Here is a 22,860-nt window from a genome sequence, read left to right as displayed (position 1 = left end):
GATTATCAGTTTATAAGAGGCGGAACATATTGACAAAGAACCTTTACATGACCAGCAAATTTCTGTTAGTATTATTTGGCTTGATTCTGATCCGTTTAGGATCATTGGCCGCAGATCCGGTATCTTCTGAGGGTGATGACGGCTACGAGCTCTGGCTTAAATACAAGCCAGTGACAGATTCGTCCATCAAAGCGGAGTATCTGAGATACTTGTCTTTTATTTCCAAGTCGGGGAATGGCGAGGTCATGCAAAGCGCACTCCGGGAGCTGCAAACGGGATTGAAAAGTCTTTTGGGTAAAAATGTTAACGTGAAAAACGCTGTCGGGAATAAATCAGGCGGCATCATTTTAAGACTCGACCCCAGTACTGATACAGCAAAACTGCCAGAAGAAGGTTACCGTATACAATTGTCGGCAGGCAACATTGTAATCAGTTCAAAATCTGAAAGCGGTATTTTGTACGGAACATTCGCACTTTTAAGGCATATGCAAATGCAGCTGTCTGTCAAAACCTTAAACCTGGCAAGCAGCCCGAAAGTCCGTTACCGGATGCTTAATCACTGGGATAACCCGGACGGCACCATCGAGCGCGGCTACGCAGGTTCTTCGCTTTGGAAATGGTATGAATTGCCTGAGCGTGTGGACCCCCGGTATCAGGATTATGCCCGTGCGAATGCTTCTTTAGGTATCAATGGCACGGTGCTTAATAATGTGAACGCCAGCGCACGGTTTATGTCTCAGGAGTACATCGTAAAAGTAGCGGCAGTTGCCAGTGTGATGCGGAAATATGGGATCAGGACGTATTTGTCGGTGTATTTTGCTGCGCCGAAAACTCTTGGCGGATTACCTTCTTCTGATCCGCTGGATCCGAAAGTCAGGGCTTGGTGGAAAGAGAAGGTAGCCCTGATTTATAAGGAAATCCCTGATTTTGGAGGTTTTTTAGTCAAGGCCAATTCAGAGGGAGAGCCCGGTCCTCAGGATTATGGCCGCACGCACGCCGATGGCGCCAACATGCTGGCAGAAGCTTTTCAGCCTTACGACGGAATCGTGATCTGGCGGGCATTTGTTTACAAAGCCGACGCAAACGCTGATCGTTTTAAAGCCGCCTACGAGGAATTTGTTCCGCTGGATGGAAAATTTGATCCGAAAGTAATTCTGCAGGTAAAAAATGGCCCGATTGATTTTCAGCCCCGGGAGCCGTTCTCGCCCTTGTTTGGCAATATGCCAAAAACACCTTTGGGAGTGGAATTTCAGCTGACACAGGAGTATCTGGGCTTTGCTACACATGCCGTTTACGAAGCGCCCATTTTTAAGGAAACGCTTGAATCCGATACGTATGTCAATGGGGCCGGGTCAACGGTTGCCAAAGTTATTGACGGCAGTCTGCACGGGCATTCACGTACGCTGATGGCGGGCGTAGCGAATACAGGCAGTGACAGAAACTGGACGGGGCATCCACTGGCACAGGCCAATTGGTATGCCTTCGGAAGGCTGAGCTGGGATCATCAATTAACTTCTGACCAGATTGCGACGGAATGGGCTGGACTGACTTTGACGCGGAATCAAAAAGCAATGGAGCCGATTGTAAAATTGATGTTAAAATCACGTGAAATTTATGTCGGCTACAATACACCTCTGGGACTTTCCCGCCCCTGGATGGGTGTCCATTTCGCTCCGGAACCCTGGCAAAGCAGGGGTTCCCGGCCCGACTGGACCGCTGTATACTATCACCGTGCAGATTCCGTAGGACTGGGATTTGACAGGACTGTCTCTGGAAGTAATGCCCTGGCTCAGTATCGTCCCGAAGTTCAGCAGCAGTGGAACAATCCTGACAAAACACCTTTGCCCTATCTTTTGTGGTTTCATCATGTAGCCTGGAATAAAGAGCTTAGCACAGGAAGGACGCTTTGGCAAGAACTTTTAACTCGTTTTTATACCTGTGCCAATTCGGTAGTATGGATGCAGCAGCAATGGGATCTTGCCAAACCAAGTCTGGATCCGCAGGTATATACCGACGTTGCCGCGCGACTGAAAGTTCAGCACAGAGAGGCGATCTGGTGGAGAGATGCCTGGGTTTTGTATTTGCAAACTTTTGCAAGACAGCTCATTCCAAAAGATTTCGAACCACCGAAGCAGACTTTGGAGGAAGTCAAAAAGTCTGTAAATATTTACCTCATGAAATAGTGTTTTGTATGGAAAGCTTTGGTCCATTACAGCAGGTAGAAGGCATTTGGTGCTTTGGGCACTGCCACCCAAAGCAACATGCTCCTTCTGGAATATGGCCACGAAGGTTTTGTTCAAAAATACAAAACTCTTAGAGCTCTGAATAGCCGGTAATCTCGGCTTTATTTTCAATCAGTCCTTTATTAAACAATATAAAGGACTGATCAATGAAGCGGTTACAGCCTCTGGATTACATTGTTTTCTTTGTTTACTTTATTATTGTATCGGTATATGGTTACTGGATTTATCACCGTAGAAAAAGTGAGACAGTATCCACCAAGGATTTTTTTCTGGCAGAAGGCTCACTGGCCTGGTGGGCAATCGGTGCATCGCTGATTGCATCCAATATTTCTGCTGAACAGTTTATCGGTATGTCCGGAAATGGTTTTTCGATGGGCCTGGCCATATCCAGTTATGAATGGATGGCTGCTGCAACACTTGTGATCGTGGCACTTTTCTTCATGCCTATTTATTTGAGGAATAAGATTTTGGTTTCAACGGAATGTGTTCACTCATAAAACAAAAATCCTCCCAACTTGGGAGGATTTACAATGCCTGCAAATATAAATGGTCAGATTACTGATACATTAACTGCATTCAGACCTTTTCTGCCATCTTCAACTTCGTAAGATACACTGTCATTTTGTTGGATATCATCAACAAGGCCAGATACATGTACAAAAAGATCTGCCCCACCATGTTCAGGAGCGATAAAACCAAAACCTTTGGCTTCATTGAAAAACTTAACTGTTCCTTTATTCATAACTTTATTTTATAATAAAGAACAAATGTAAATAATATTTTGATATATACAAGTATTTTATATAAAAAGTTAAATGTTATTCTTTATTATACCATGGCTTTTTACAGTGAATGCCTTACCTGAAAGTTCATCCGAGCCAGGAATGTTCAGGGTCGATGCGCATTGTTTCGACAAAGCTTCGCCCGGATCAATTAAAGTGCCTAAAAACTACTTTTTTAATCGCCCCCCAACTTTTCGTACTGATCCATTTGTTTACAATGCCCCAGTTTCTCAGTCAACGCTATCACCCAACCGTTAGTCTGGTCAGGGCTATTTTTTGGCTGAATTTGTATATTCTGGTGAATCTGACCTCTATTTTGTATCTGGGGGCACTTACAGTGTCAGGAATCTCTGGACTGGATTTCGATTTGTGCGTGTGGGGGCTCGCCATTTTTTCAATCATCATCACGATCGGAGGGATGAAGGTAATTGGCTTCACTGATGTGATCCGGCTGTTTTTTCTGATCATTGGTGGGCTTGCTACAAGTTATATTGCCATTAATCTGGTGTCGGATAATTTTGATACAGCTAGTCTTTTGAATGGTTTGAAAATGATGACGCTGCACCACGACGACCATTTTCACATGATATTTAAAGAAGGCAGCAAACATTATATGGAACTTCCCGGGCTGACCGTCCTGCTCGGCGGTATGTGGATCGTGAACCTGAACTACTGGGATGTAATCAGTATATCACGCAGCGAGCGCTCGGAGCGGATCTGAAAACGGCGTCATCGTTGCAGACAAGGCATATCCGGTTTTATTAAACCTATTGCCAGCCGGATTGAAAGGGCTTTCCTTTGTCGCACTTACCGCGGTGATCGTGGCTTCACTGGCCGGGAAAGCCAATAGTATCTCAACGATTTTCACCCTGGATATTTTCAAAATTTACCTGGGCAGGAATAAATCTGAAACGCAATTGGTTACCATTGGCCGTATCGTGATCGTCATTTCAATGGTCATGGACATTCTGATTTCACCCTACATGGGCATTGATAAAGCGGGCGGTTTTCAGTTTATTTAGCAAATGACGGGACTGCTGTCACCGGGAATTTTTGCTTCTTTTATGATGGGGTTTTTCTGGAAGCGCAGCAATTCAGCAGGAGCGCTTTTCGCTATTGTTGGCGGATTCCTTGTTGCCCTGGCTATGCACAATAACTGGCTCCCGTTTGCCAACTGGGCAGAGGTTCCGTTCCTGGATCGAATGGGATGGGTGTTTGTAATTTGTATCTAGGGGATGTTTTTGCTGGGTTATGTTTTACCGGCTGAGAAAAAAGGCCTTGTGATTGAGCTTGCTATGTTCAAAGCGCATAACGGTTTTGTGTTTGGGGCGGTAATTATTCTGATTTGCTGGTTGGCTTATATACTTATTTCTGGTAAATATTGTACTGTTTGGGTAGCCGTCTGAATTCAAAAATGCATCTTTTAATAAGCCCTGCCCAAATTTTTTCCGGGGCACTCTTTTGAATTCTGCCCCGTTGTAAAAAAGATCCAATCTATCCTTCTTTGCCAGTGCTACAATACCCTAAGATAGTACTGTTCTGGTATCTGCCGATGTTCTGGATGTCAAAGCCGAATGCACATCTGCCAACAATATCACCACGAAAATAGGAGAGTTTTTGTGCGAAATGCTCCCCTTTCAGTTGCCACCTGGCAAATGGTATTTTATGAAAAAATACCTACTTTTGTCGTATGAGAATGACTGTAATGTTATAATATCCTTTCGGGCTTAGTTCTTAAGCAATACGCTATACTTAATACGTAGCGCACATCTTCTATTATTCAAATTTTTCATTCATAACCATCGGACGAATTCGTCATAGGATGGTTGTTGCTCCTTAATGATTTATAACACAAAAAATATGTCAGTTGAATTAAGTACCAAAGAAATAGAACAGTTTATTCTTCATGGATTCGTTCGTATTGACAATACATTTTCCCAGGAAATTGCAGATGCAGTTGTAGATATTTTGTGGAATGACCTTCCTTGCGAAAGATCAAACCCTTCTACCTGGACTGAACCTGTTATTCGTTTGGGTATGTATACTCAGCAACCTTTCATCGATTCGCTCAATAATAAAGAACTGCATTTTATTTTCAATCAATTGATTGGTGAGGATAAATGGATTCCTTGTCGAAGTGTAGGAACATTCCCGGTCAGATTCCCTTCGGTCCATCAACCGAATGACATAGGAAAACACGTAGATGCAAGTTTTCCGGGCAATGATCCTCATAATTATTTTGAATGGCGTGTCAATGTCAGATCAAAAGGGCGAGCTTTATTGATGCTGGTGTTGTATTCGGATGTCAGTGAAAATGATGCTCCAACGGTCATTTACGAGGGATCTCATATTGACGTTGCGAAACTTTTATCCAAAGAGGGTGATTCTGGTCTTTCATTTACTGAACTGGCCGGGAAATTAAACGAACTGCCAGCAAGGAAAGAGGTATTCGCAACAGGTAAAGCCGGTACTGTTTATTTATGCCATCCGTTTATCGTTCATTCAGCACAACGACATAACGGAACTGCTCCTAAATTTATGGCACAACCGCCATTGCTGTTAAAAAAAGAGCTGACTATTTCAGATTCGGATGTTGGCTATTCTCCCATTGAGCAGGCTATCCGAATGGCCTTCGATTAATTTGCAAGAAGCTCCAATTTAATAAGAGGTTGTTTTTGGCAACCTCTTATTTTGAATGCCAGTTTTAATTCCCAAACGATGAACATGTACAGAGAATCAGTCGATATTAAGATAGGTGAACGGATTCCAAGGTGGCAAAGTACTTACGCTATGGCAGAAAGTTTGGTCATCGTCACGAGGCTTGTTGGTTTATAGAGGCAACCGATACGAAAAATCTGAAGAAATACTTTCCGGAATTGCACCGCTATGGAAATGATGTTCGGAGCCTGGCCGAGAGGAGTTCACCAGTCAGGTTAATATTTGTAATCATATCACAGCCAATCCTTATGGTTTCATTGGCCATACATTGAAAGAAGCGGACGCCACACAGGAAATTTGACCATTTAATGGAAAGGGATGACCTCCAAGAGTCCGTTGATGATCCGACGTTGTGATGAGATCAGATGAGCGAGCACGGAAGGTTTTTGTGCTCGCTCATTTTGAAGCGACCAGAACATCCATCTTCTTCATAGCGGCGTTGCCAATGCCCCGCATTGTACCGAAAGAATCAGAACAAGGTGTAGATGAAAGGTGCAACGGCCGAACCTCCACCGATCACGATCAGGATACCAATCAGCAGTAGAACGATGATTACAGGAGCAAGCCACCACTTCTTACGCTCCTTCATAAATGCAAATAAATCCGTTAAGAAATCCATTGTTATATTGTTTTAAAACTCAATTACTTTATTCTATAATAGTGAATTACTTCGCAGACGGCTGTGGCAGGCCATGCAGGTCTGCTGCCAATTGATGCGCCACCGCCTGGTAAACCTCGGCTTTGGGGTGGGCGTTATCAAATCCAAGCATGTGTTTCTTGAGGTCAAGGAGTCCGGAATAATCGAGATAGTGAATTCCTTTCTCTTTGAAAAGCTTGGTGATGGTATCCGACACCGGGTTGCCGGGAAATATGATCACATAAAAGTTCTGATTTTTAAAGCGGCTGACATATTCATCCCGTGCTTTAACAATGATGCGGACAAGTAGCTCTTCATGTTCCTTTGTATGAAAGCGAGGATATCCCCAGCGGAGCACCTCCTTTAAAGCGGTAGACTGAAAACTGGTTACGAAAGTAGTATATAATTTTCGGCGCTGGTCAAATGTGCCTTCTGTTTGCATCGTACTTTCGTTAAGGTAAGGGAAGCGGCCTTTCGTCAGTTCAATCCAGCGTGAAGCAGGAATGACTCTGTCCAGGTGATCATTGATCAGTGTAAATACCCCGAAGCCTTCCCCTTGCTGAATCTGCTCTTTCCAGTTCGAATGTTGTAAACGCGCTAAGGCATGCAACGGTGAATGCCCCAGGAATCCATAATTATAGGCCTGATAATCCAAGGCCTTTTTCTGGAAATAATAGGGCAATGTTTCATGGTCAGAGACACCGTCGCCATAGGTGTAGGAGCATCCCAAAAACAGTGCGAAACGCGGCCTGGCTACGGTGTCATCCGTAGGTGTGATACGGCGGGAGAATTCATCCGTGGATATATCTATAGAATCTTAAACCAAGCCTCTGTAAACAGGAGCCCATGCAAAAGACCAATTTGGTTTTGCTTTAACTCCAAGGGTATCATCCATCATCGCAGAATTTTTCCAGTCCGTACGTTCAAATGGAGGCTGTATTTGGGTAGTGGGCGCCGGTGTCCGCAGGAAGATGATGAGCTGGCATAATTTCTCAATTCCAAAAAGCAAAATGAAGGTGCCAAGCAGGCCAAATGTTACAGAGCGAACATACCAGACCTTGCTGAAAAGCAGCATCAGCGTAACGGCAACAACCGCGGAGAAAGTTACATACCTAAAGGCTGTTCTGCGAATGTCCAGATCGAACCAAATTCCATCTCCGTTTCCATAGGAAAATTCTGCACCCAGGGCTAACAGGGATAAAAGCAGTCCGGTCAATAAAAAAATACCAGTAAATTTAAGGATGTGTAAAGTTGCAGGGGAGGTACTATGCTTTATTTGGCCTTCCATTCAAATTGAAGTTATGGGTTACATTTTGTCCCGAATAACTTAGTCAATCAACTAGGTAATAAAGAGTTACTTAACCATTATTAGGGTTTTATTGTGTAAATAATAGGATAAATTCTATAATATAAAAACTTGATCGTGTTAATTTTAAAATTAAGTCAACAAATTATTTGCAAAAGTATACTATCATGTAACCAACACACGCTTAAATCCGGTATAAGGACCTCTGCCACAGCGCATGATGGAATCCTCTGCTTCACCTGATACGGCTGATAATCTGGAACGCTAAGTCCTGTAAGAAAAGGAGCGTAGGTATAGAAATATTTCCTAATTGAGAATACACATTTGTTTATACCTTGTATAGGTTGATCACTTCAATAGTATTGAAATTTTGGTAAAATAAATAAACAAATTTAGTTGTTAGGTGGTCACAAATTTGTATATTTGATCGAAAAACTCACCTTCGCTATGATCATATACAGGTTCTTGAGACTAAATTGTTTTATTACCTGCCAATAGTGCATAAAGTAAAATAGCGCTGCCTTTTATAACTGTTTTGTATTAAACGGTTTATTTCTTTCTTTTCAGGCTGTTCCGGTCCAAACTTAAAATGTGTTCGCAATGAGATATTTGTTTTACCCGCTGTTGTTATTGTTTCCGTTAGTTACAAATGCCCAGATCAAAAAAGGACAGGTGATATGGACAGGTCAACTCAGTTCAGAATTCATGAAAAACCAGCAGGAAGGAGTTAAAACACCGGCTTACAATCAAAGTGTAAGTGGGGAGGCCAGTTTTTTTATTAAAGAGGGTATTGCATGGGGACTAGGGGCTCAGGGGAATTGGAATGGTAATAAATCCATTGCTGAGGGTCCAAACGGTTTTACGCTTAAATACATTGGTAAGGGTGGTTCATTAACTCCATTTATACGAAAGTACTGGCAATTTTCACCATTGTTTATTTATGCGGGTGGCGGTGTCGTGGGGACTTTTTCTAAATTTTCGATGCAGAGGGAGGATTTTGGGCAGGTAAATGAGCTTCAATTCCGGAAAGAATTCCAATTAACCAGTCAATTCCAACTGGGAGTGATCTTTCCGGTAACAAGCCGGTTGGGGCTACAATTCGGAGCCCGGTCCCAATTGTTTCCTTTCTCCTTCAATGTTGCAGAACTTGGGCTGGTAGTTCTTAGCGGAGCCGATACCCATACTGCCAAAGATGCTCCAGCGATATCTCCGCTTGCCAGGGGACGATGGGTGTTATCAGGTTCATTTAGTACCAGCGGAGACAAGGGTTTCTCAGGTGATGGCGGGCAACGGATAGATTATGACAACCCGGCGACATCCATTGCACTGGCTCCCGGACTTTTTGTTCGTGACAGGTTACTAATGGGTCTGGGTGTTCAAGTGGGAATACATGGAGGTGCCAATAATATTTCCGGTAGCGCCGGATACTTTACTGTAAATGATCGTACACCTGTTTCCATTGGTTTGCGGCCATTTGTAAAAAAATATTTGTCCTCTGCAAAGTTGTCTCCTTATCTCGAAGGCTATGCAAGTTACCACAGGATTATGGCGGGAGGCCCTGCAACAAATACCTACAATGCAGGGGCAAACTTCGGTCTCGCTTATAGTTTGGGAAAGAGTTGGCTTGCAGAGGCTCGTTTGCTGGGTGTTTCTGGAGGTTATAGTAGAGTTGGAAGTATGGATGCCGAAATTGCTACAATCCCGGCTATTCAACGCTTTCATTTCAACCTGGAATCTGGTTTTCAGCCTGGTTTTGTTGTTTCTTATATATTTCGCTGAATTAATCTGTCTCTTACCTTCTGCGCAGACTTGGGTTAACTTTTTTTGCCTTCGCCAACGATTTAAGCCAGAAGTAGCCCAGCGTTCCGGACAAAACAGAACCCGTGAGAATTGCAAATTTTGCTTCGGATAAAATGAAATGCGCTCCGGGAAAGGATAACAGGGCAATAAAAACGGACATGGTAAAACCAACCCCACCGAGCATACCCAAGCCGATGAGATGTTTCCAGTTGGCGCCGCCTGGCATTTTTGCTGCCCCCATTTTTACAATGATCCAGGAAAACAATGTAATTCCTAACGGCTTGCCAATAACCAAACCCGCAATAATCCCCAGCCCCAGTACGGTTGTCAGTCCTTCAACCATGCCTGTTTCAAACTTAATGTTGGTATTGGCCAGGGCGAACAATGGCATGATGATAAAATTGACGGGATTTGCCAGGGTATGTTCAAGCTTTTCGAGCGGAGATTCTTTAGAATCGGGCGTGGTAGGAATGGCAAAGGCCGTCAGCACCCCGGCAATGGTGGCATGCACACCAGAATGATGGATGAAATACCAGATCAATACACCGGGGATCAGGTAAGCCGCCAGATTTTTTACGCCTGCTTTATTGATAACCAACAGAAATATAAATATTGCCCCGGCATAGAGTAGGTATATATAGTGCAGGTCCGACGAATAAAAGATGGCTATCACAAGAATTGCCATTAAATCGTCTACGATCGCCAAAGCAGACAAAAATATTTTCAAAGATGCCGGGACTTTCTTGCCAAGTAAGGAAAGGATTGCCAAAGCAAAGGCAATGTCGGTGGCCATGGGAATGCCCCAGCCACTGGCTGTCGGGCTGCCGCTGTTAATAGCATAATATATGGAAGCAGGCACCAGCACCCCGCCCAAAGCCGCAACAATGGGGAGAGTCGCCTTTTTTACGGAAGATAGCTCTCCTTCTATGAGTTCCCGTTTAATTTCCAGCCCGACCAGAAGAAAAAAGATAGCCATCAGGCCATCGTTGATCCACAGGGAAACCGGGTATCGAAGGTTAACGCCTGAAATATCCGCACCTATTTGATAAGCAAGGAAGTGATCAAAATGCGGGCCTGCTCCGGTATTGGCAATGATCAGCGATAGCAGCACACAGGCAATCAGAATAATGCCGCCGGTAGAATTTGATTTGAAAAAATACTTGAAAGCTCCTAAGTTGATTCTGCTCATAGGCTAAAATTAGTTAAAAATATTCCGCATATCGAATTTTAGTTTCAATTTGACCCGGTGTTTTTTGACCTTATGTTATATGGCAACATGGTAAGCAGGGTCTTCAATGATATTTATTTCAATAACGTCCTGAGCATTGGCAAGTAATTGTCTGCAGTCTGGACTGAGGTACTTTAAATGTATCTTCTTTCCTGCCTTGGTATATTTTTCGGTGATTTTATTAAGCGCTTCGATCCCCGACATATCTGCAACACGGCTTTCCGAGAAATCTATTATAACCTCTTGCGGATCACCCAGCACATCGAACTTCTCATGGAATGCAGTGACGGAACCAAAGAAAACGGGACCGTAAATCTTATAATATTTAACGCCGTTTTCATCAACCGATTTATGGGCACGAATACGTTTTGCACTTTCCCAGGCAAAAACCAGAGCAGATATTACCACACCGATCAGAACTGCCAAAGCCAGGTTATGAAGGTAAATCGTGATCACCGCAACAAGCATGCCTACAAAAATATCCTGTTTCGGCATTTTGTTAATGAATCGGAAGCTGGCCCATTCAAAAGTTCCAATCGCAACCATGATCATCACACCAGTCAGTGCTGCCATAGGAACCTGTTCAATGACCGGCGCACCAAAAAGGATGATCATCAGGATGGTCATCGACGCAATGATTCCGGATAACCGGGCTCTAGCACCTGCTGAAAGATTTACAAGCGTCTGGGCAATCATGGGACAGCCACCCATGCCAAAGAAAAACCCGTTCAATATATTGGCACCCCCCTGTGCAAGACATTCTCTGTTTCCATTCCCTCGCGTGGCGGTCAGCTCGTCTACCAGGTTGAGTGTTAGCAACCCTTCCGTCAAACCGACAGCTGCCATAATTAAGGCATACGGAAATATTAGTTGAAAGGTGGAAAAATTGAATGGTACCTGCGGGATATGAAAAGGAAGGAAGCCGCCACTAATGGACGCAATGTCCTTCACCGTTTTCGTGTCGATCTGAAACCCTAGTACAACAATAAAAACAACAATGATCGCTGCCAATGACGGAGGAACGGCTTTGGTAACCTTAGGGAGTAAAATAATGATAGCAATAGTAAGTAATACCAGGCCTGCCATAATCAGCAGCGGTGTACCTGTCAGCCAGGTGGGCTCTCCGTTGCTAACCGATTTAAACTGCTGTAGCTGAGATACAAAAATAATAACAGCCAATCCGTTCACAAAGCCATACATAACAGGCTGTGGGACCAGGCGGATGAACTTCCCAAACTTAAAGATCCCCACCAGAATTTGTACAACACCAGCCAGGGCAACTGCCGCGAAAACATATTCAATTCCGTGAGATTTCATTAGAGCTATCAGGACAATGACTGTTGCACCAGCTCCTCCGGACACCAGCCCGGGTCGGCCTCCAAAAATGGAGGTGACTAACCCCATTATAAATGCTGCATAAAGACCCACAAGGGGAGGGAAACCCGCAAGAATGGCAAATGAGAGCGATTCAGGCATCATCGTCATGGCGACAGTAAGACCTGCCAGAATTTCAGTTTTATAATTAACCTTTTGTTTAAAGTCAAAGAGATTGAAGTAACCTTTCATATATATGAGGTTATAGATGATTTGGAGGAGTAATTTTCCGCTTATTTATTCAGACTACTCACGCCTTGGATAATACTGGCTTTCAACCTGTAAAAAACAGTTGTTCCAATTACCGAACCGTTATTTTGTATAGTGAGCGATAGCTATAATGGGATGTAAGGATTACTTCCGTTCTTAAGCATTGGTGTGAAAAATCCCGGGAGTTCTTCAGGGTGGACTCCCCGTGGGTGAAGAACATCTCATGTGATATGTCTGGTAAAACAACAGCATTGGTGCCCTAAAATAATGGTTTTTATGTGGTAATGACCGCGGCTGCGATCAGTTTCCTGCGAAAATCTTGATTTAATTTAAGTTTTGCCATTATTAATATTATTTTCTTCGTTCAAACCATCAGAGTCTTTTTCGACTCAGCCTGTCTGTGGTTGGAGTGGTAACAAACCCAAATGGGTATGGAATAGTACGGAGTATCCTAAAATGTAGATCTTTCAACATAGAGTTTGAGTGAGTCGCTTTTTAACCTCATTTTGAGCCAGCTGCTTATGCGGGGTATGTCGCGGGTTGTCTTTTTAGGGTTTGTTGTGCCTAAAACCACCACTGTGAAATGTCTCTGCTGACTAGCGCCGTTGTAAAAGGTCTGCTTGTCGGCAGAGCAATACCTTACTTCAGGGAAAAGTGGCCTGATCTCCCTAAAGAGTGTGTTTCCCATTTTTTTAAAATTGCTTATGCTGTCTTGCTTTTGAATGGTTGAACCGAGTTGGGCTTTGAGGCGGTTGATTTCGGCTTGGTATCTTTCAGTCTGGCTCAGCTCGTTAGAAACATCATTGATAGAAAAGCCCTGCTGAATAATTAAAGTGGCGTCATGGAGTCCGTAAATCGCTTTTCGTTTAACTAGGCGCTGTTTTTCGGCCTCACCAATCGTTTTACCACCATAGATGAGTTTGATTTGTTTCAGGGCAGGATTCAATTCGTTCTTTAGCAGGAAGTCTCCCTCAATATAACTTTCGTTGGCAATGAAATTATTGGAATTCTGGATAAAATTCTCCTTCTGAACCAACAGGTATCCATAATAAATACTGGGAACGGCGGTGAGCAAGGCAATAAACGAAACCCAGCGGTTGGCTATGCGTCTCTTATGCTGGTCAGCATAATTGTGTATGGGATATCTGAGCAGCCTGACGGTGATAAGGGTTGCACTCCCAATAAAAACAGTATTGATGGTCAGCAGGTAAAGAGCCCCAAAAAGGAAGGGCCAATTGCCGGTGGAAAGTCCGTAACCAGCCGTGCATAAGGGGGGCATGAGCGCTGTTGCAATTGCTACACCAGGAATTACATTGCCTTTATTCCTGCTTGAAATGGCAACGATTCCGGCCAAACCACCGATCAGAGCTATGATTACGTCATAAATATTGGGCTGTGTACGCGCCAGGAGTTCCGAATGAGCCTGGTAAATAGGTGTTACAAAGAAATAAAGCCCCGACGTCAGTAAGCCAGCTACGATGGCAAAAAGATAATTGACCAGCGCCTTTTTAAATAAGGCGAAGTCGTAAGTGGCTATGCTGTAACCCATTCCGAGAATGGGGCCCATGAGCGGAGAAATGAGCATGGCGCCTATGATTACCGCGGTAGAGTTTACATTGAGGCCCACAGAGGCAATAAATATGGCAAATATCAGGATCCAAAGGTTAGTACCTTTAAATTCGATTCCGCTTTCTACCACATCATGGATAACCGTGTATTCTTCTCGTTCGGAGGAGATATCAAAACGTTCAAGTACTTTATTTACGCCCATCAGCCACTGCGTTTGTTTTGATAAAAATGTAAATAGGTTGAGATCAATTTTTGCCGGCAATATATCCATTAACCACAATTGATGCTTAATAATCTTATGTTTGTGTGAGAATACTCAGAGAATATATGAATAATGGAGTAAGTTATCTGCGGGTATTGCTGGATCGATTTATACTGATGACGAGCCTGATAAGTGCCGTGGTGATCATTTTTCACATTGGCTATAACACCGATCCCGGGTTAACGCAAAATATCAACCGTGCGCTGGAATGGTGTTTTTTATTTTTCGCAGTAGTGCTGTTCGTGAAAACCATTACCCTGTTTAAAATCGGGACTTTCTCTATTGCTCAGACGGTGGAGGCATTACTGTGCCTTTATTTTATTGCGATTACCATTGCCGGCAGCTCTTATTTTTCAGGGGCAGATGGCACACTGCTGGTGAAACCCGAATGGATGTACCTGGGTGTTTTTTCATTATTGATCGTCGAGATTTCTAAGAGGGGTCTGTTTTTTGATCATTTCTATTTCAATCCAACACTGCTTTTTGTACTTAGTTTTTTAGTTTTGATACTCGCCGGCACTGCCCTCTTGCTTTTGCCTAAATCTACCGTAGGGCAGCAGATGGGCTTTATTGACGCCCTTTTTCTTGCAACCAGTTCTGTTTGTATCACCGGGCTGTCATCCATTGATATCTCCTGTGAGCTTACACGGTTTGGCCAGTCTGTGATCCTCATTTTGGTGCAGATCGGTGGCTTAGGAATCATGACTTTTACCGGCTTTTTCGGTTATTTTTTTTCGGGAGGTTTTTCTTACAAGAACCAACTGATGTTTACCGAACTGATCGGTGAGAACAAGGTGAGCTCGGTTATTTCAACACTATACAAAATTGTGTTTGTTACGTTTATTTTTGAAATGCTCGGCGGTGTGCTCATCTATCTGAGCCTGGATCCGGCGCAGTTTACAAATGCTTCTGAACACTTTTATTTTACTCTTTTTCATGCCATTACCGCTTTCTGTAATGCCGGATTTTCTACCTTGCCTGAAGGGCTCAGCCATCCATCAGTGAAATTTAACTATGGCCTTCAGCTGGCTGTTATTATGTTATATGTGATGGGAGGCCTTGGGTTCGAGATTATTTTTAACACTTACGAGTTTGTCAGAAGATGGTTGTTTAACATCTATCAAAAGATCAGATACGGGCGGCCCTTTGTCTTTAGGGGACGGGTGATGGCTTTTAATTCAAAAATAATTGCCTATACGACTTTGCTTTTGATTTTGAGTGGTTTTGTATTGGTATTTATTCTCGAATTCAACCATACACTTCGCCAGCATCACTCGTATCTCGGGAAAGTAACTACTGCTTTATTCATCGGAACCAGTCCCCGTACTTCTGGATTCAATACCGTTGAAATGGGTGATTTGGCCTTTCCTACGATCATGCTGATCTTCCTTCTCATGTGGATCGGTGCGGCTCCGGGCTCAACAGGCGGGGGAGTGAAAGTTACTACCTTCGCGTTGGCCACGCTGAATATCATCAGCGTGGCAAGAGGGCAGGACCGCATAGAGATTTTCGGAAGGAGGGTGTCGTCCAAATCGGTTTCCCGTGCGCTTGGAATCATTTCATTGTCGTTGATTTTTCTGGGTGTGTCCATATTTATGTTATCAATTACAGATCCTGACAAAAACCTGATATCACTCGCATTTGAGACCTTCTCCGCTTATAGCACCACAGGGCTCAGCCTGGGCATTACCCATCAGCTCAGTAACGCCGGAAAGCTGATCATCGTCCTGACGATGTTTGTCGGCAGGGTAGGATCGCTCACCTTGCTGGTAGCGTTGGTCAGGAAAGTAAAACCAAAAAATTACCAGTTACCTTCTGAGCAAATAAACCTTTGAAAAGATTGTCATGAAATATGTAATATTTGGTTTAGGGAATTTCGGCAGATCACTCGCCATCCGGCTCACTGAGCTCGGGCATGAAACGATCGGTGTCGATAACAATATGCAAAAAGTGGAGCAGCTCAAGGAAAGGATTACCCATACCGTCTGTATGGATTGTACCGACAAAAATGCAGTGAGCGCGCTGCCATTGAAAGATGCAGACGCAGTAATTGTTGCCATTGGAGAGGATGAAGGGGCCTCGCTGCTCACTACGGCATTGCTAAAACAGCTTGGTATACAAAAGATCATTGGCCGGGTGGTTTCCGATTTGCAAAAGACAGTTCTTGAGGCTATGCAGATTGAAGAATACGTACTGCCTGAGGAAGAGTCGGCTGAAAGACTTGCCATGCGGCTGGACAATGCAGGGATTGTAGATTCCTTCAAAATTTCAGAAAAATATAGTATCATAGAAACACGGGTACCAGCCCGTTACCTTGGAATGAGCCTGGCGGAGGCGGATCTCACCAAACGTTACAATGTGATTGTGCTGACGGTACTGAAAATTTCCAAAGAATCGGAAAACGGTTTCGCTCGTATTTTCAAAAGAGCTTCCGGAATTGCTACACCCGAAACGGTGCTGCACGAAAACGAAATTCTGGTGTTGTTTGGTGAATTAAAAGACATTGAGAGGCTGATGCACTGACTTCTTCGGGAATACAGTGGGGGATCTTATGTCACTCATTTTACAAATGGTACTATTTCGAGATATTACATATATAAAAGTATCCTTTGGTGGCTATTTGGCATATTTATATTTACTTTATCGTTTTCAAATAAAATTTTACATGTTAATCCTCTCCCTGCCTCATCGTTTATGGAACCAGTTGTAAATTTCGTTAATGACATTATCTGGAGTAATGCCCTCATTATATTATGTCTTGCAACCGGTATTTATTTTTCGTTTGTAACACGGTTTTTACAGGTTCGCTATATCAAAGATATGGTCAGTTTACTTTTTGGGGGTGAGGCTTCCGCCAAAGGGGTTTCTTCTTTCCAGGCCTTTGCCATTGCCATTTCGGGTAGGGTGGGGACAGGGAATATTGCCGGAGTTGCCACGGCGATTGCTATGGGAGGACCTGGTGCGGTGTTCTGGATGTGGGCGATTGCCTTTCTGGGTGCCGCTTCTGCTTTTGTTGAAGCAACCCTGGGGCAGATATATAAAACAGTGAAAGACGGCCAATTCCGGGGAGGTCCGGCTTTTTACATTGAGAAAGGCCTGGGTATTCAGTGGTATGCGAGTTTGTTTGCCGTGGCCACTATATTGAGTACAGCACTATTTTTGCCAGGCGTACAAAGCAATAGTATTGCGATCAGTGCAAACAGTGCGTTTGACATTCCAGTAGAAATCACGGGAGGAGCGGTAACTATTTTACTGGGTCTGATTATTTTTGGTGGAGTAAAAAGGATAGGGAAGGTGGCCGAAATTGTAGTGCCTTTTATGGCAGGAGCCTATATTTTGATGGCCCTGATTGTGATCGCGCTCAACATTACCGAGGTACCTACCGTTTTCGGGTTGATCTTTCGTTCCGCTTTTGATAGGGAACCCGCTTTTGCCGGTATTTTCGGAATGGCAGTTTCCTGGGGGGTGAAGAGGGGTATCTATTCCAATGAAGCAGGCCAGGGAACGGCTCCTCATGCCGCAGCAGCTGCGGAAGCGAGCCACCCGGTAAAACAGGGGCTGGTTCAGGCATTTTCAGTGTATGTAGATACGCTATTTGTCTGTACCGCAACAGCTTTAATGATCCTTTTCACAGGGCAGTATAATGTTGTAAATCCTAAAGGCGGATTTTTAGTGGAGAATGTACATGATCTTACCATTGGTGCTGCATACACCCAGGCAGCAATCAACACTGAATTCCCTGCCCTGGGAAGTGGATTTGTTTCAATAGCTCTGCTGTTTTTTGCATTTACCACCATCATGGCTTACTACTACATCGCTGAAACAAACCTGAGCTATCTTTTAAAAAAAGGAGAAAATAAATGGCTTTTGTGGGGACTCCGCGGGCTGATCATGGCCGCAACATTTTATGGGTCTGTCAAAACAGCTACGCTGGCCTGGACGATCGGTGATATTGGCGTGGGCATCATGGCATGGCTGAACATCATCGCGATACTGCTATTGAGGAAGCCTGCCCTCGCCGCTTTGAAAGATTACAGCAATCAGAAAAAGCAGGGCAAAAATCCCGTATACAAGGCCAAAGAACATGGCGTGATGAATGCAGAAGAATGGAATTAGTTGCTGATTACTGCTTCCTTAGAAGGTACTTCGTCAAAAACTTGCGAAGAGGTTCATCGTACAGTTTTAAGCATAAGTAGGCCAATACCAGCGAACCGATCACAAGTCCTGCTGCACCTGGCAAGGACTGCCCGAACGTGAGGCTTTCGTTTTTTACCCAGGCATAGTACAGATAAATAAACGGATAATGTACCATGTAAAGAGGATAAGATATATCACCCAAAAACTTGCAGAGCCGGGTGGTCAGGTGGTTTGCTGGCTTAGCAGAAGCTCCGAGATAAACCAGTGCCGGAAAGATAAGGATAACGCAGACGGCGTCATATAAACCGTTCTGCCACAAATTTTCGCTGCCGCCGATTCGGGGCATTGCTGATAAAACTACAATACACAGGCCGCTTATCCAAAAACCTCCTTTTACGTTGGCTGGCCTGAACAGGCGGGACAAAAGCAGTCCGGCGGGGAAGGAGAACAACAGTCGTAAAGAACCGCCGGTCATGTTTTCACCCGTGATGGAGAAACCGACACATATATCACCATAGGTTCCCCAAATGGCAAATGTCGCCAATCCAAGGCCTGCCAGTACCACCAGCAGGGAAAGCGCCTTGGTGGAGAGCTTCCGCAGGTAGAAGGCGTAGAGGAAATTACCAATGTATTCAAAGAATAAAGACCAGCTGGGGCCATTCAGCGGATACATCTCGCCGACACCCCGGATCTCTGAACCAGGTGTTGTCGGGATCAGAAGGGCATTCAGGAGGGTCGCGGTAAGCAGCATAGATACAGATACCCCGGAAACATCCCAGGCGGAACAGCCCTGAAAATAAAACATCACAGCTCCGATAACAGCCCCGATCACTACCATAGGATGCATGCGGATAAATCGGCGCTTTAGAAAGTCTTTTGCGGTCATGGTGGACCAACGATCGTCATAAGCATAACCGACCACAAACCCTGACAGGATAAAGAAAAAATCAACGGCCAGGTATCCATGGTTGATCTTCTGGTCCAGATGGCTCGTCGCGAAGGCTTCGAATAAATGAAAACAGACGACGGTTAAGGCTGCTACGCCACGTAATCCGTCCAGTATGTTATAATGCGGTTTTGTGTCTGTAAATGACGCAGCGGAAATTTCTTTTTTTGACATAGATATTAAATTGGCAACAGGCCGGAGGAGTTCTTAATCTGAAAAATTAAGAAGTACCGGACATGCAAACGCAGGCATTGGTATTTCAATCAGGAATCATGATGGCTCAATGACCTTCCTGATCAGGTTGTATTGTTCTGCCGCCAGGACGTCGATCTTGCCATCGGTAGCTAGGTGGATCTGATCGCGGAAACGTTTTACGCGCGATAACATTGGTTCGATGATCGTATTGCTATGGGCAATGAAATCATGCAGATCCGTTTCGCTGGCGGGTAGCTTATACCCCCGGGAACTGCTGGCGATCAATACGCCTGCGTCTCGCAGTTGAGCAATCACCTTGGTTTGAAAGTAATGCAGAGATACTTTTCTGCCTGTTCGTGCCCTGATCTGCTCCATGAGCTCAAAGCTGGTAATGTAGCGCGTCGGGCTGATGTGCCTGAAATGGAAAAGCAGATACCCTAGGCTGCTTACCTGGTCTTTCACCTGAGGTACCGGGCTTAACGACCTGTGATGAAGGAAGTCGTTTGCAAGACGGATGCTGAGGTTGGCCAGTGTCTCATTATAATACTGGCTGCCAGCGGGCGGCGGGGCAATGCTGCTGCCAAACGTATCCGGAAAAAAACGGATCGAAAGCAGCTTAAGCCGCAGCAGTTCGACAAACTCATTTCGCTGGTCTGTGATCACGGTTTCGTCATAGCAACGGGCCAGAGTACCCGCAATAAAACCTGCAAGCTGCACGAGCAGACTGTCCTGGAAACCGACAAACCCAAAAGTTGATTCGTTAAAAAGGTTTGAAATATGATTTTGCTCAATGTACCGGGCAAAGCCTTTCATAAAGGTATCATCCGCTATCTTGCCTGCCACCAGGTCAAGGTTGGGCAGCAAACGGAAAAGTTCCCGATCTGCAAGACTGTGCAGGAATTTAAAAAAGGACCCCCGGTACCGCAGCCCTTCTCCGATGAGTTGACGTTTGTCAACCACCACAGAAAATATTTTAAACGGCGCTTCATCAATGTCTTCAAGTATTTCCCGCCTCTTCCCGTGGTCACTGCCTGTGGTTCGGGAGTCAATTGCGCCTCCCCCGAAATGGCGGTTGCTTACCGCTTCCAGCACCCGTTTTACATCCGGCAGCTGCTCTTTCTGGACAATGATGGCCGTGACGATAAAATGAGTAGTGGGTACAGTAGCCCCGTTTTTAGAAAAATCGAGTTCATTATTTCCCCATTCTGACAAGAAGGCGATGTGATTCTGCATATTGTAATGCTATTATTAAAACCTTATTCTCCGGAACAATGTCTGGTGGTACATGGCCGATGCACCCGCGTTTCCAATCATCAGCATTTTCACGGTAATCCAGCGCAAGGTATAAAAAAGTGACATGGAAAGAGGGATAAGGCTTTGTGATAAAATTCCGGATTGTAACGAAGAAATGTTGCCAGGATCAGATTGGCTTGTATGTTACCGTATGGTATTTTTGTTGTTCCATCTTAATGGAACCCAAGCAATGTAATAAATTTTCTTGAAAAAGTATTTTTACTGGCAAGGGTAAGGCATTGAGTATCATTCGGCTGGGAAGTATTCTTTTAATTGGTTGAATAAAGAAAAGTGCAATTTTTTAAAAATATACCTCAATCGACCACGTGTGTAGCGCGGTTTTCCTGTCTTAGTTAAAAACCAACTTTTAGAATTGTACCAATTTTTACTCAAAAGTTACTAATGCTTTCATCCCCAGGTTCAAGAGAAAACGGACAGGACGTTTCCCCGGAAATGAGGAAAACTGCGTCTGGTCAGCAGGAGGGTGAAACCGGGCAGCACGAAAACGACCGCGAACTTTTTATCCGGAAGACGTTCGAAACGAACCCGGAGGAGGGATGCGCGTTGCTTTTCAGGTTATACTATAATCCGCTTTGCTCATACGCCGTGCGATTTGTGTATTCCAAAGAAATAGCCGCCGACATCGTTTCTGAAATGTTTTATGCATTCTGGAAAAACCGTTCCTACCAATCGGTGAAGACTTCCTATCGGGCTTACCTGTTCAAATCCATCCAGAACCGCAGTTTCAATTACCTGGCGAGCGAACTCAAAAACATAGATTCGTTTGAACAGCTGCCGAATTACGATGTAGCGTCTACCGAAAGGCCCGAGGCGCTGATGTATTTCGAAGAGCTGGCATCCCGCATAGACCGTATTGTGGAACAGCTCCCGCCGCAGTGTCAGAAAGTGTTTTTGCTCAATCGTTTCGAAAACAAGAAGATCCAGGAAATAGCGACGGAGATGAACCTGTCGAGCCGAACTGTGGAAGGGCATATCAGCCGTGCGCTGAGCGCTTTGCGACAAGGGCTGAAAGACCACTGGACCTGGATTGCGGCAATCCCGTTTATAGCCGGACTGTAATCACTCCTAAAATATCCTTAACAATTATCGCATTACCCAACTGAGATGAACACATTGTCAGTAAACAAAGCCCTGCTGTTTCAGTACTTCGCCGGAGGGGCCACCCCGGTGCAAAAGCGGCTGATCAGCGAATGGCTGGTGCAAGCCGAAAACCAGGAAACCTATTTCCAATGGCTGGCTGAGTGGCAGGCAAACTCACCGCACTACCTGGCCGACAGCAGCGAACGTTACGAGCAGTACCTGCAATTTATGCGGGAAAATCCGCACCGTCCTGAGGTTTCGGCTGATGAGGCGCAACCTGTTCAGCCAACCATTCCCCGTCCGTTGAGGCGTCGGAACTGGTTCATCGCTGCGGCGTCGATCACCCTCCTGGGGCTGACCGCCTGGTTTGGTCGCGATGCGGTTACCTACAAAACCTACGATACCGCCTACGGCGAGACAAAGGCGTTCCGCCTGACGGACGGAACCCAGGTAACACTCAATGCAAACTCCTCGCTGAAAGTGCCCAGATTTGGTTTCGGCAGTGAAACGAGAGAAGTGGTACTGAGTGGCGAAGCCTTTTTTAATGTGACACACACCATTGACAATAAGCGGTTTATGGTCAAGACGGATGAGAATTTTGAGGTCATGGTACTCGGCACGGAGTTCTCAGTTTACACCCGTCGCAAGGGCGGAAAGGTTTTGCTGAAAAAAGGCAAGGTTCACGTGCTGTTTTCGGAAGGAAAACAAAAAAAAGAACTCATCATGCACCCGGGCGACCTCATAACGATGCCCAAATCGGATGCAAGGCCGGTTTTAAAAACCAATGCAGATACCAAAATGCTTACCGCCTGGATGGGAAATCGCTTCGTATTTGATAAAACACCACTTTCGGAGGTCCTCAATCAGTTGCGTGAACGCTACGGTATTCAGGTAGAAATAAAGGAAGAAAAATTCACCACACGTACCGTTAGCGGCACATTTCAGCCCCAAAGCGGAGAAGAGCTGCTGATGTTACTTTCGGAGCTTTTCGACTTCCGTCTCAGCCGGACAGGAGATACCTATCTGATTTTACAGAAATAGATCGCACACCCATAAAAA

20 protein-coding genes and 1 pseudogene are annotated in these 22,860 nt (G+C 44.7%); 12 read left to right on the top strand and 9 right to left on the bottom strand.

Translation table 11 applies throughout. The features are described 5' to 3' along the window. Window positions 1–47: 47 nt before the first annotated feature. Window positions 48–2,183 carry an alpha-glucuronidase family glycosyl hydrolase gene (locus KOE27_RS12540; RefSeq protein ID WP_215239221.1) on the top strand — a complete coding sequence of 712 codons (2,136 nt, stop codon included), beginning with the start codon at window positions 48–50 and terminating at the stop codon, window positions 2,181–2,183. 206 nt (window positions 2,184–2,389) lie between these two features. Continuing rightward, window positions 2,390–2,710: pseudogene (locus KOE27_RS12535) on the top strand (sodium:solute symporter family transporter); the annotation flags it as partial. Between the two features lie 83 nt (window positions 2,711–2,793). Here the strand turns inward: KOE27_RS12535 and KOE27_RS12530 are convergent. Continuing rightward, complete coding sequence (locus KOE27_RS12530; protein ID WP_215239220.1) at window positions 2,794–2,985, bottom strand: cold-shock protein; 192 nt, start codon at window positions 2,983–2,985, stop codon at window positions 2,794–2,796. A 257-nt stretch (window positions 2,986–3,242) separates the two neighbouring features. Between KOE27_RS12530 and KOE27_RS29630 the strand changes: the two genes are divergently transcribed. From KOE27_RS29630 to KOE27_RS12520, 4 genes are all read left to right on the top strand, one after another. Further along, window positions 3,243–3,746, top strand: a complete 504-nt coding sequence (locus tag KOE27_RS29630) for a sodium:solute symporter family transporter (RefSeq protein ID WP_229252757.1) — start codon at window positions 3,243–3,245, stop codon at window positions 3,744–3,746. A gap of 61 nt (window positions 3,747–3,807) precedes the next feature. Beyond that, window positions 3,808–4,047 (top strand): sodium:solute symporter family transporter, encoded by a 240-nt coding sequence (locus KOE27_RS29625; protein ID WP_229252756.1) that lies wholly within the window; start codon window positions 3,808–3,810, stop codon window positions 4,045–4,047. Window positions 4,048–4,050: 3 nt separating this feature from the next. Beyond that, entirely contained in the window at window positions 4,051–4,257 is a 207-nt protein-coding gene (locus KOE27_RS29620; RefSeq protein ID WP_229252755.1) for a hypothetical protein, read from the top strand. Between the two features lie 628 nt (window positions 4,258–4,885). Next, complete coding sequence (locus tag KOE27_RS12520) at window positions 4,886–5,665, top strand: phytanoyl-CoA dioxygenase family protein (protein ID WP_215239219.1); 780 nt, start codon at window positions 4,886–4,888, stop codon at window positions 5,663–5,665. Between the two features lie 547 nt (window positions 5,666–6,212). Here the strand turns inward: KOE27_RS12520 and KOE27_RS12515 are convergent. From KOE27_RS12515 to KOE27_RS12505, 3 genes are all read right to left on the bottom strand, one after another. After that, window positions 6,213–6,362 (bottom strand): DUF5989 family protein, encoded by a 150-nt coding sequence (locus tag KOE27_RS12515; RefSeq protein ID WP_171036524.1) that lies wholly within the window; start codon window positions 6,360–6,362, stop codon window positions 6,213–6,215. Window positions 6,363–6,408: 46 nt separating this feature from the next. Further along, window positions 6,409–7,110 carry a hypothetical protein gene (locus KOE27_RS12510; RefSeq protein WP_215239218.1) on the bottom strand — a complete coding sequence of 234 codons (702 nt, stop codon included), beginning with the start codon at window positions 7,108–7,110 and terminating at the stop codon, window positions 6,409–6,411. 87 nt (window positions 7,111–7,197) lie between these two features. Further along, complete coding sequence (locus KOE27_RS12505; protein ID WP_215239217.1) at window positions 7,198–7,668, bottom strand: hypothetical protein; 471 nt, start codon at window positions 7,666–7,668, stop codon at window positions 7,198–7,200. Window positions 7,669–8,286: 618 nt separating this feature from the next. Here KOE27_RS12505 and KOE27_RS12500 point away from each other — a divergent pair. Further along, window positions 8,287–9,465, top strand: coding sequence for a hypothetical protein (locus KOE27_RS12500; protein ID WP_215239216.1), 1,179 nt, complete (start codon window positions 8,287–8,289; stop codon window positions 9,463–9,465). A gap of 13 nt (window positions 9,466–9,478) precedes the next feature. Here the strand turns inward: KOE27_RS12500 and nhaA are convergent, their stop codons facing one another. The 3 genes from nhaA to KOE27_RS12485 form a co-directional block, all read right to left on the bottom strand. Further along, window positions 9,479–10,675, bottom strand: coding sequence for a Na+/H+ antiporter NhaA (nhaA, locus tag KOE27_RS12495; protein ID WP_215239215.1), 1,197 nt, complete (start codon window positions 10,673–10,675; stop codon window positions 9,479–9,481). A 75-nt stretch (window positions 10,676–10,750) separates the two neighbouring features. After that, window positions 10,751–12,280, bottom strand: a complete 1,530-nt coding sequence (locus KOE27_RS12490; RefSeq protein WP_215239214.1) for a SulP family inorganic anion transporter — start codon at window positions 12,278–12,280, stop codon at window positions 10,751–10,753. 469 nt (window positions 12,281–12,749) lie between these two features. After that, entirely contained in the window at window positions 12,750–14,069 is a 1,320-nt protein-coding gene (locus KOE27_RS12485) for a DUF389 domain-containing protein (RefSeq protein WP_215239213.1), read from the bottom strand. A 104-nt stretch (window positions 14,070–14,173) separates the two neighbouring features. Between KOE27_RS12485 and KOE27_RS12480 the strand changes: the two genes are divergently transcribed. The 3 genes from KOE27_RS12480 to KOE27_RS12470 all read left to right on the top strand — a co-directional run bounded on the left by KOE27_RS12480 (window position 14,174) and on the right by KOE27_RS12470 (window position 18,245). Beyond that, window positions 14,174–15,964 (top strand): TrkH family potassium uptake protein, encoded by a 1,791-nt coding sequence (locus tag KOE27_RS12480; RefSeq protein ID WP_215239212.1) that lies wholly within the window; start codon window positions 14,174–14,176, stop codon window positions 15,962–15,964. Window positions 15,965–15,974: 10 nt separating this feature from the next. Beyond that, window positions 15,975–16,652: a potassium channel family protein gene (locus KOE27_RS12475; RefSeq protein WP_215239211.1), complete on the top strand. Its 678-nt coding sequence runs from the start codon at window positions 15,975–15,977 to the stop codon at window positions 16,650–16,652. A gap of 171 nt (window positions 16,653–16,823) precedes the next feature. Further along, the gene (locus KOE27_RS12470; RefSeq protein ID WP_215239210.1) at window positions 16,824–18,245 is read left to right on the top strand and encodes an alanine/glycine:cation symporter family protein; all 1,422 of its coding nucleotides are present in this window, start codon (window positions 16,824–16,826) and stop codon (window positions 18,243–18,245) included. Window positions 18,246–18,252: 7 nt separating this feature from the next. Here the strand turns inward: KOE27_RS12470 and KOE27_RS12465 are convergent, their stop codons facing one another. Both KOE27_RS12465 and KOE27_RS12460 read right to left on the bottom strand, forming a co-directional pair. Continuing rightward, window positions 18,253–19,386 carry an acyltransferase family protein gene (locus tag KOE27_RS12465; RefSeq protein WP_215239209.1) on the bottom strand — a complete coding sequence of 378 codons (1,134 nt, stop codon included), beginning with the start codon at window positions 19,384–19,386 and terminating at the stop codon, window positions 18,253–18,255. A gap of 96 nt (window positions 19,387–19,482) precedes the next feature. After that, window positions 19,483–20,640 (bottom strand): hypothetical protein, encoded by a 1,158-nt coding sequence (locus KOE27_RS12460; protein ID WP_215239208.1) that lies wholly within the window; start codon window positions 20,638–20,640, stop codon window positions 19,483–19,485. 462 nt (window positions 20,641–21,102) lie between these two features. Between KOE27_RS12460 and KOE27_RS12455 the strand changes: the two genes are divergently transcribed. Next, complete coding sequence (locus KOE27_RS12455) at window positions 21,103–21,780, top strand: RNA polymerase sigma-70 factor (protein ID WP_215239207.1); 678 nt, start codon at window positions 21,103–21,105, stop codon at window positions 21,778–21,780. A gap of 45 nt (window positions 21,781–21,825) precedes the next feature. Continuing rightward, a complete protein-coding gene (locus KOE27_RS12450; RefSeq protein WP_215239206.1) occupies window positions 21,826–22,842 on the top strand; it encodes a FecR family protein in 1,017 nt (338 codons plus the stop codon). The last annotated feature ends 18 nt before the right edge of the window (window positions 22,843–22,860 follow it).

Source organism: Dyadobacter sp. CECT 9275 (genome assembly GCF_907164905.1).
Taxonomy (GTDB): domain Bacteria; phylum Bacteroidota; class Bacteroidia; order Cytophagales; family Spirosomataceae; genus Dyadobacter; species Dyadobacter helix.
This window is presented reverse-complemented; position numbering and strand designations above follow the sequence as displayed.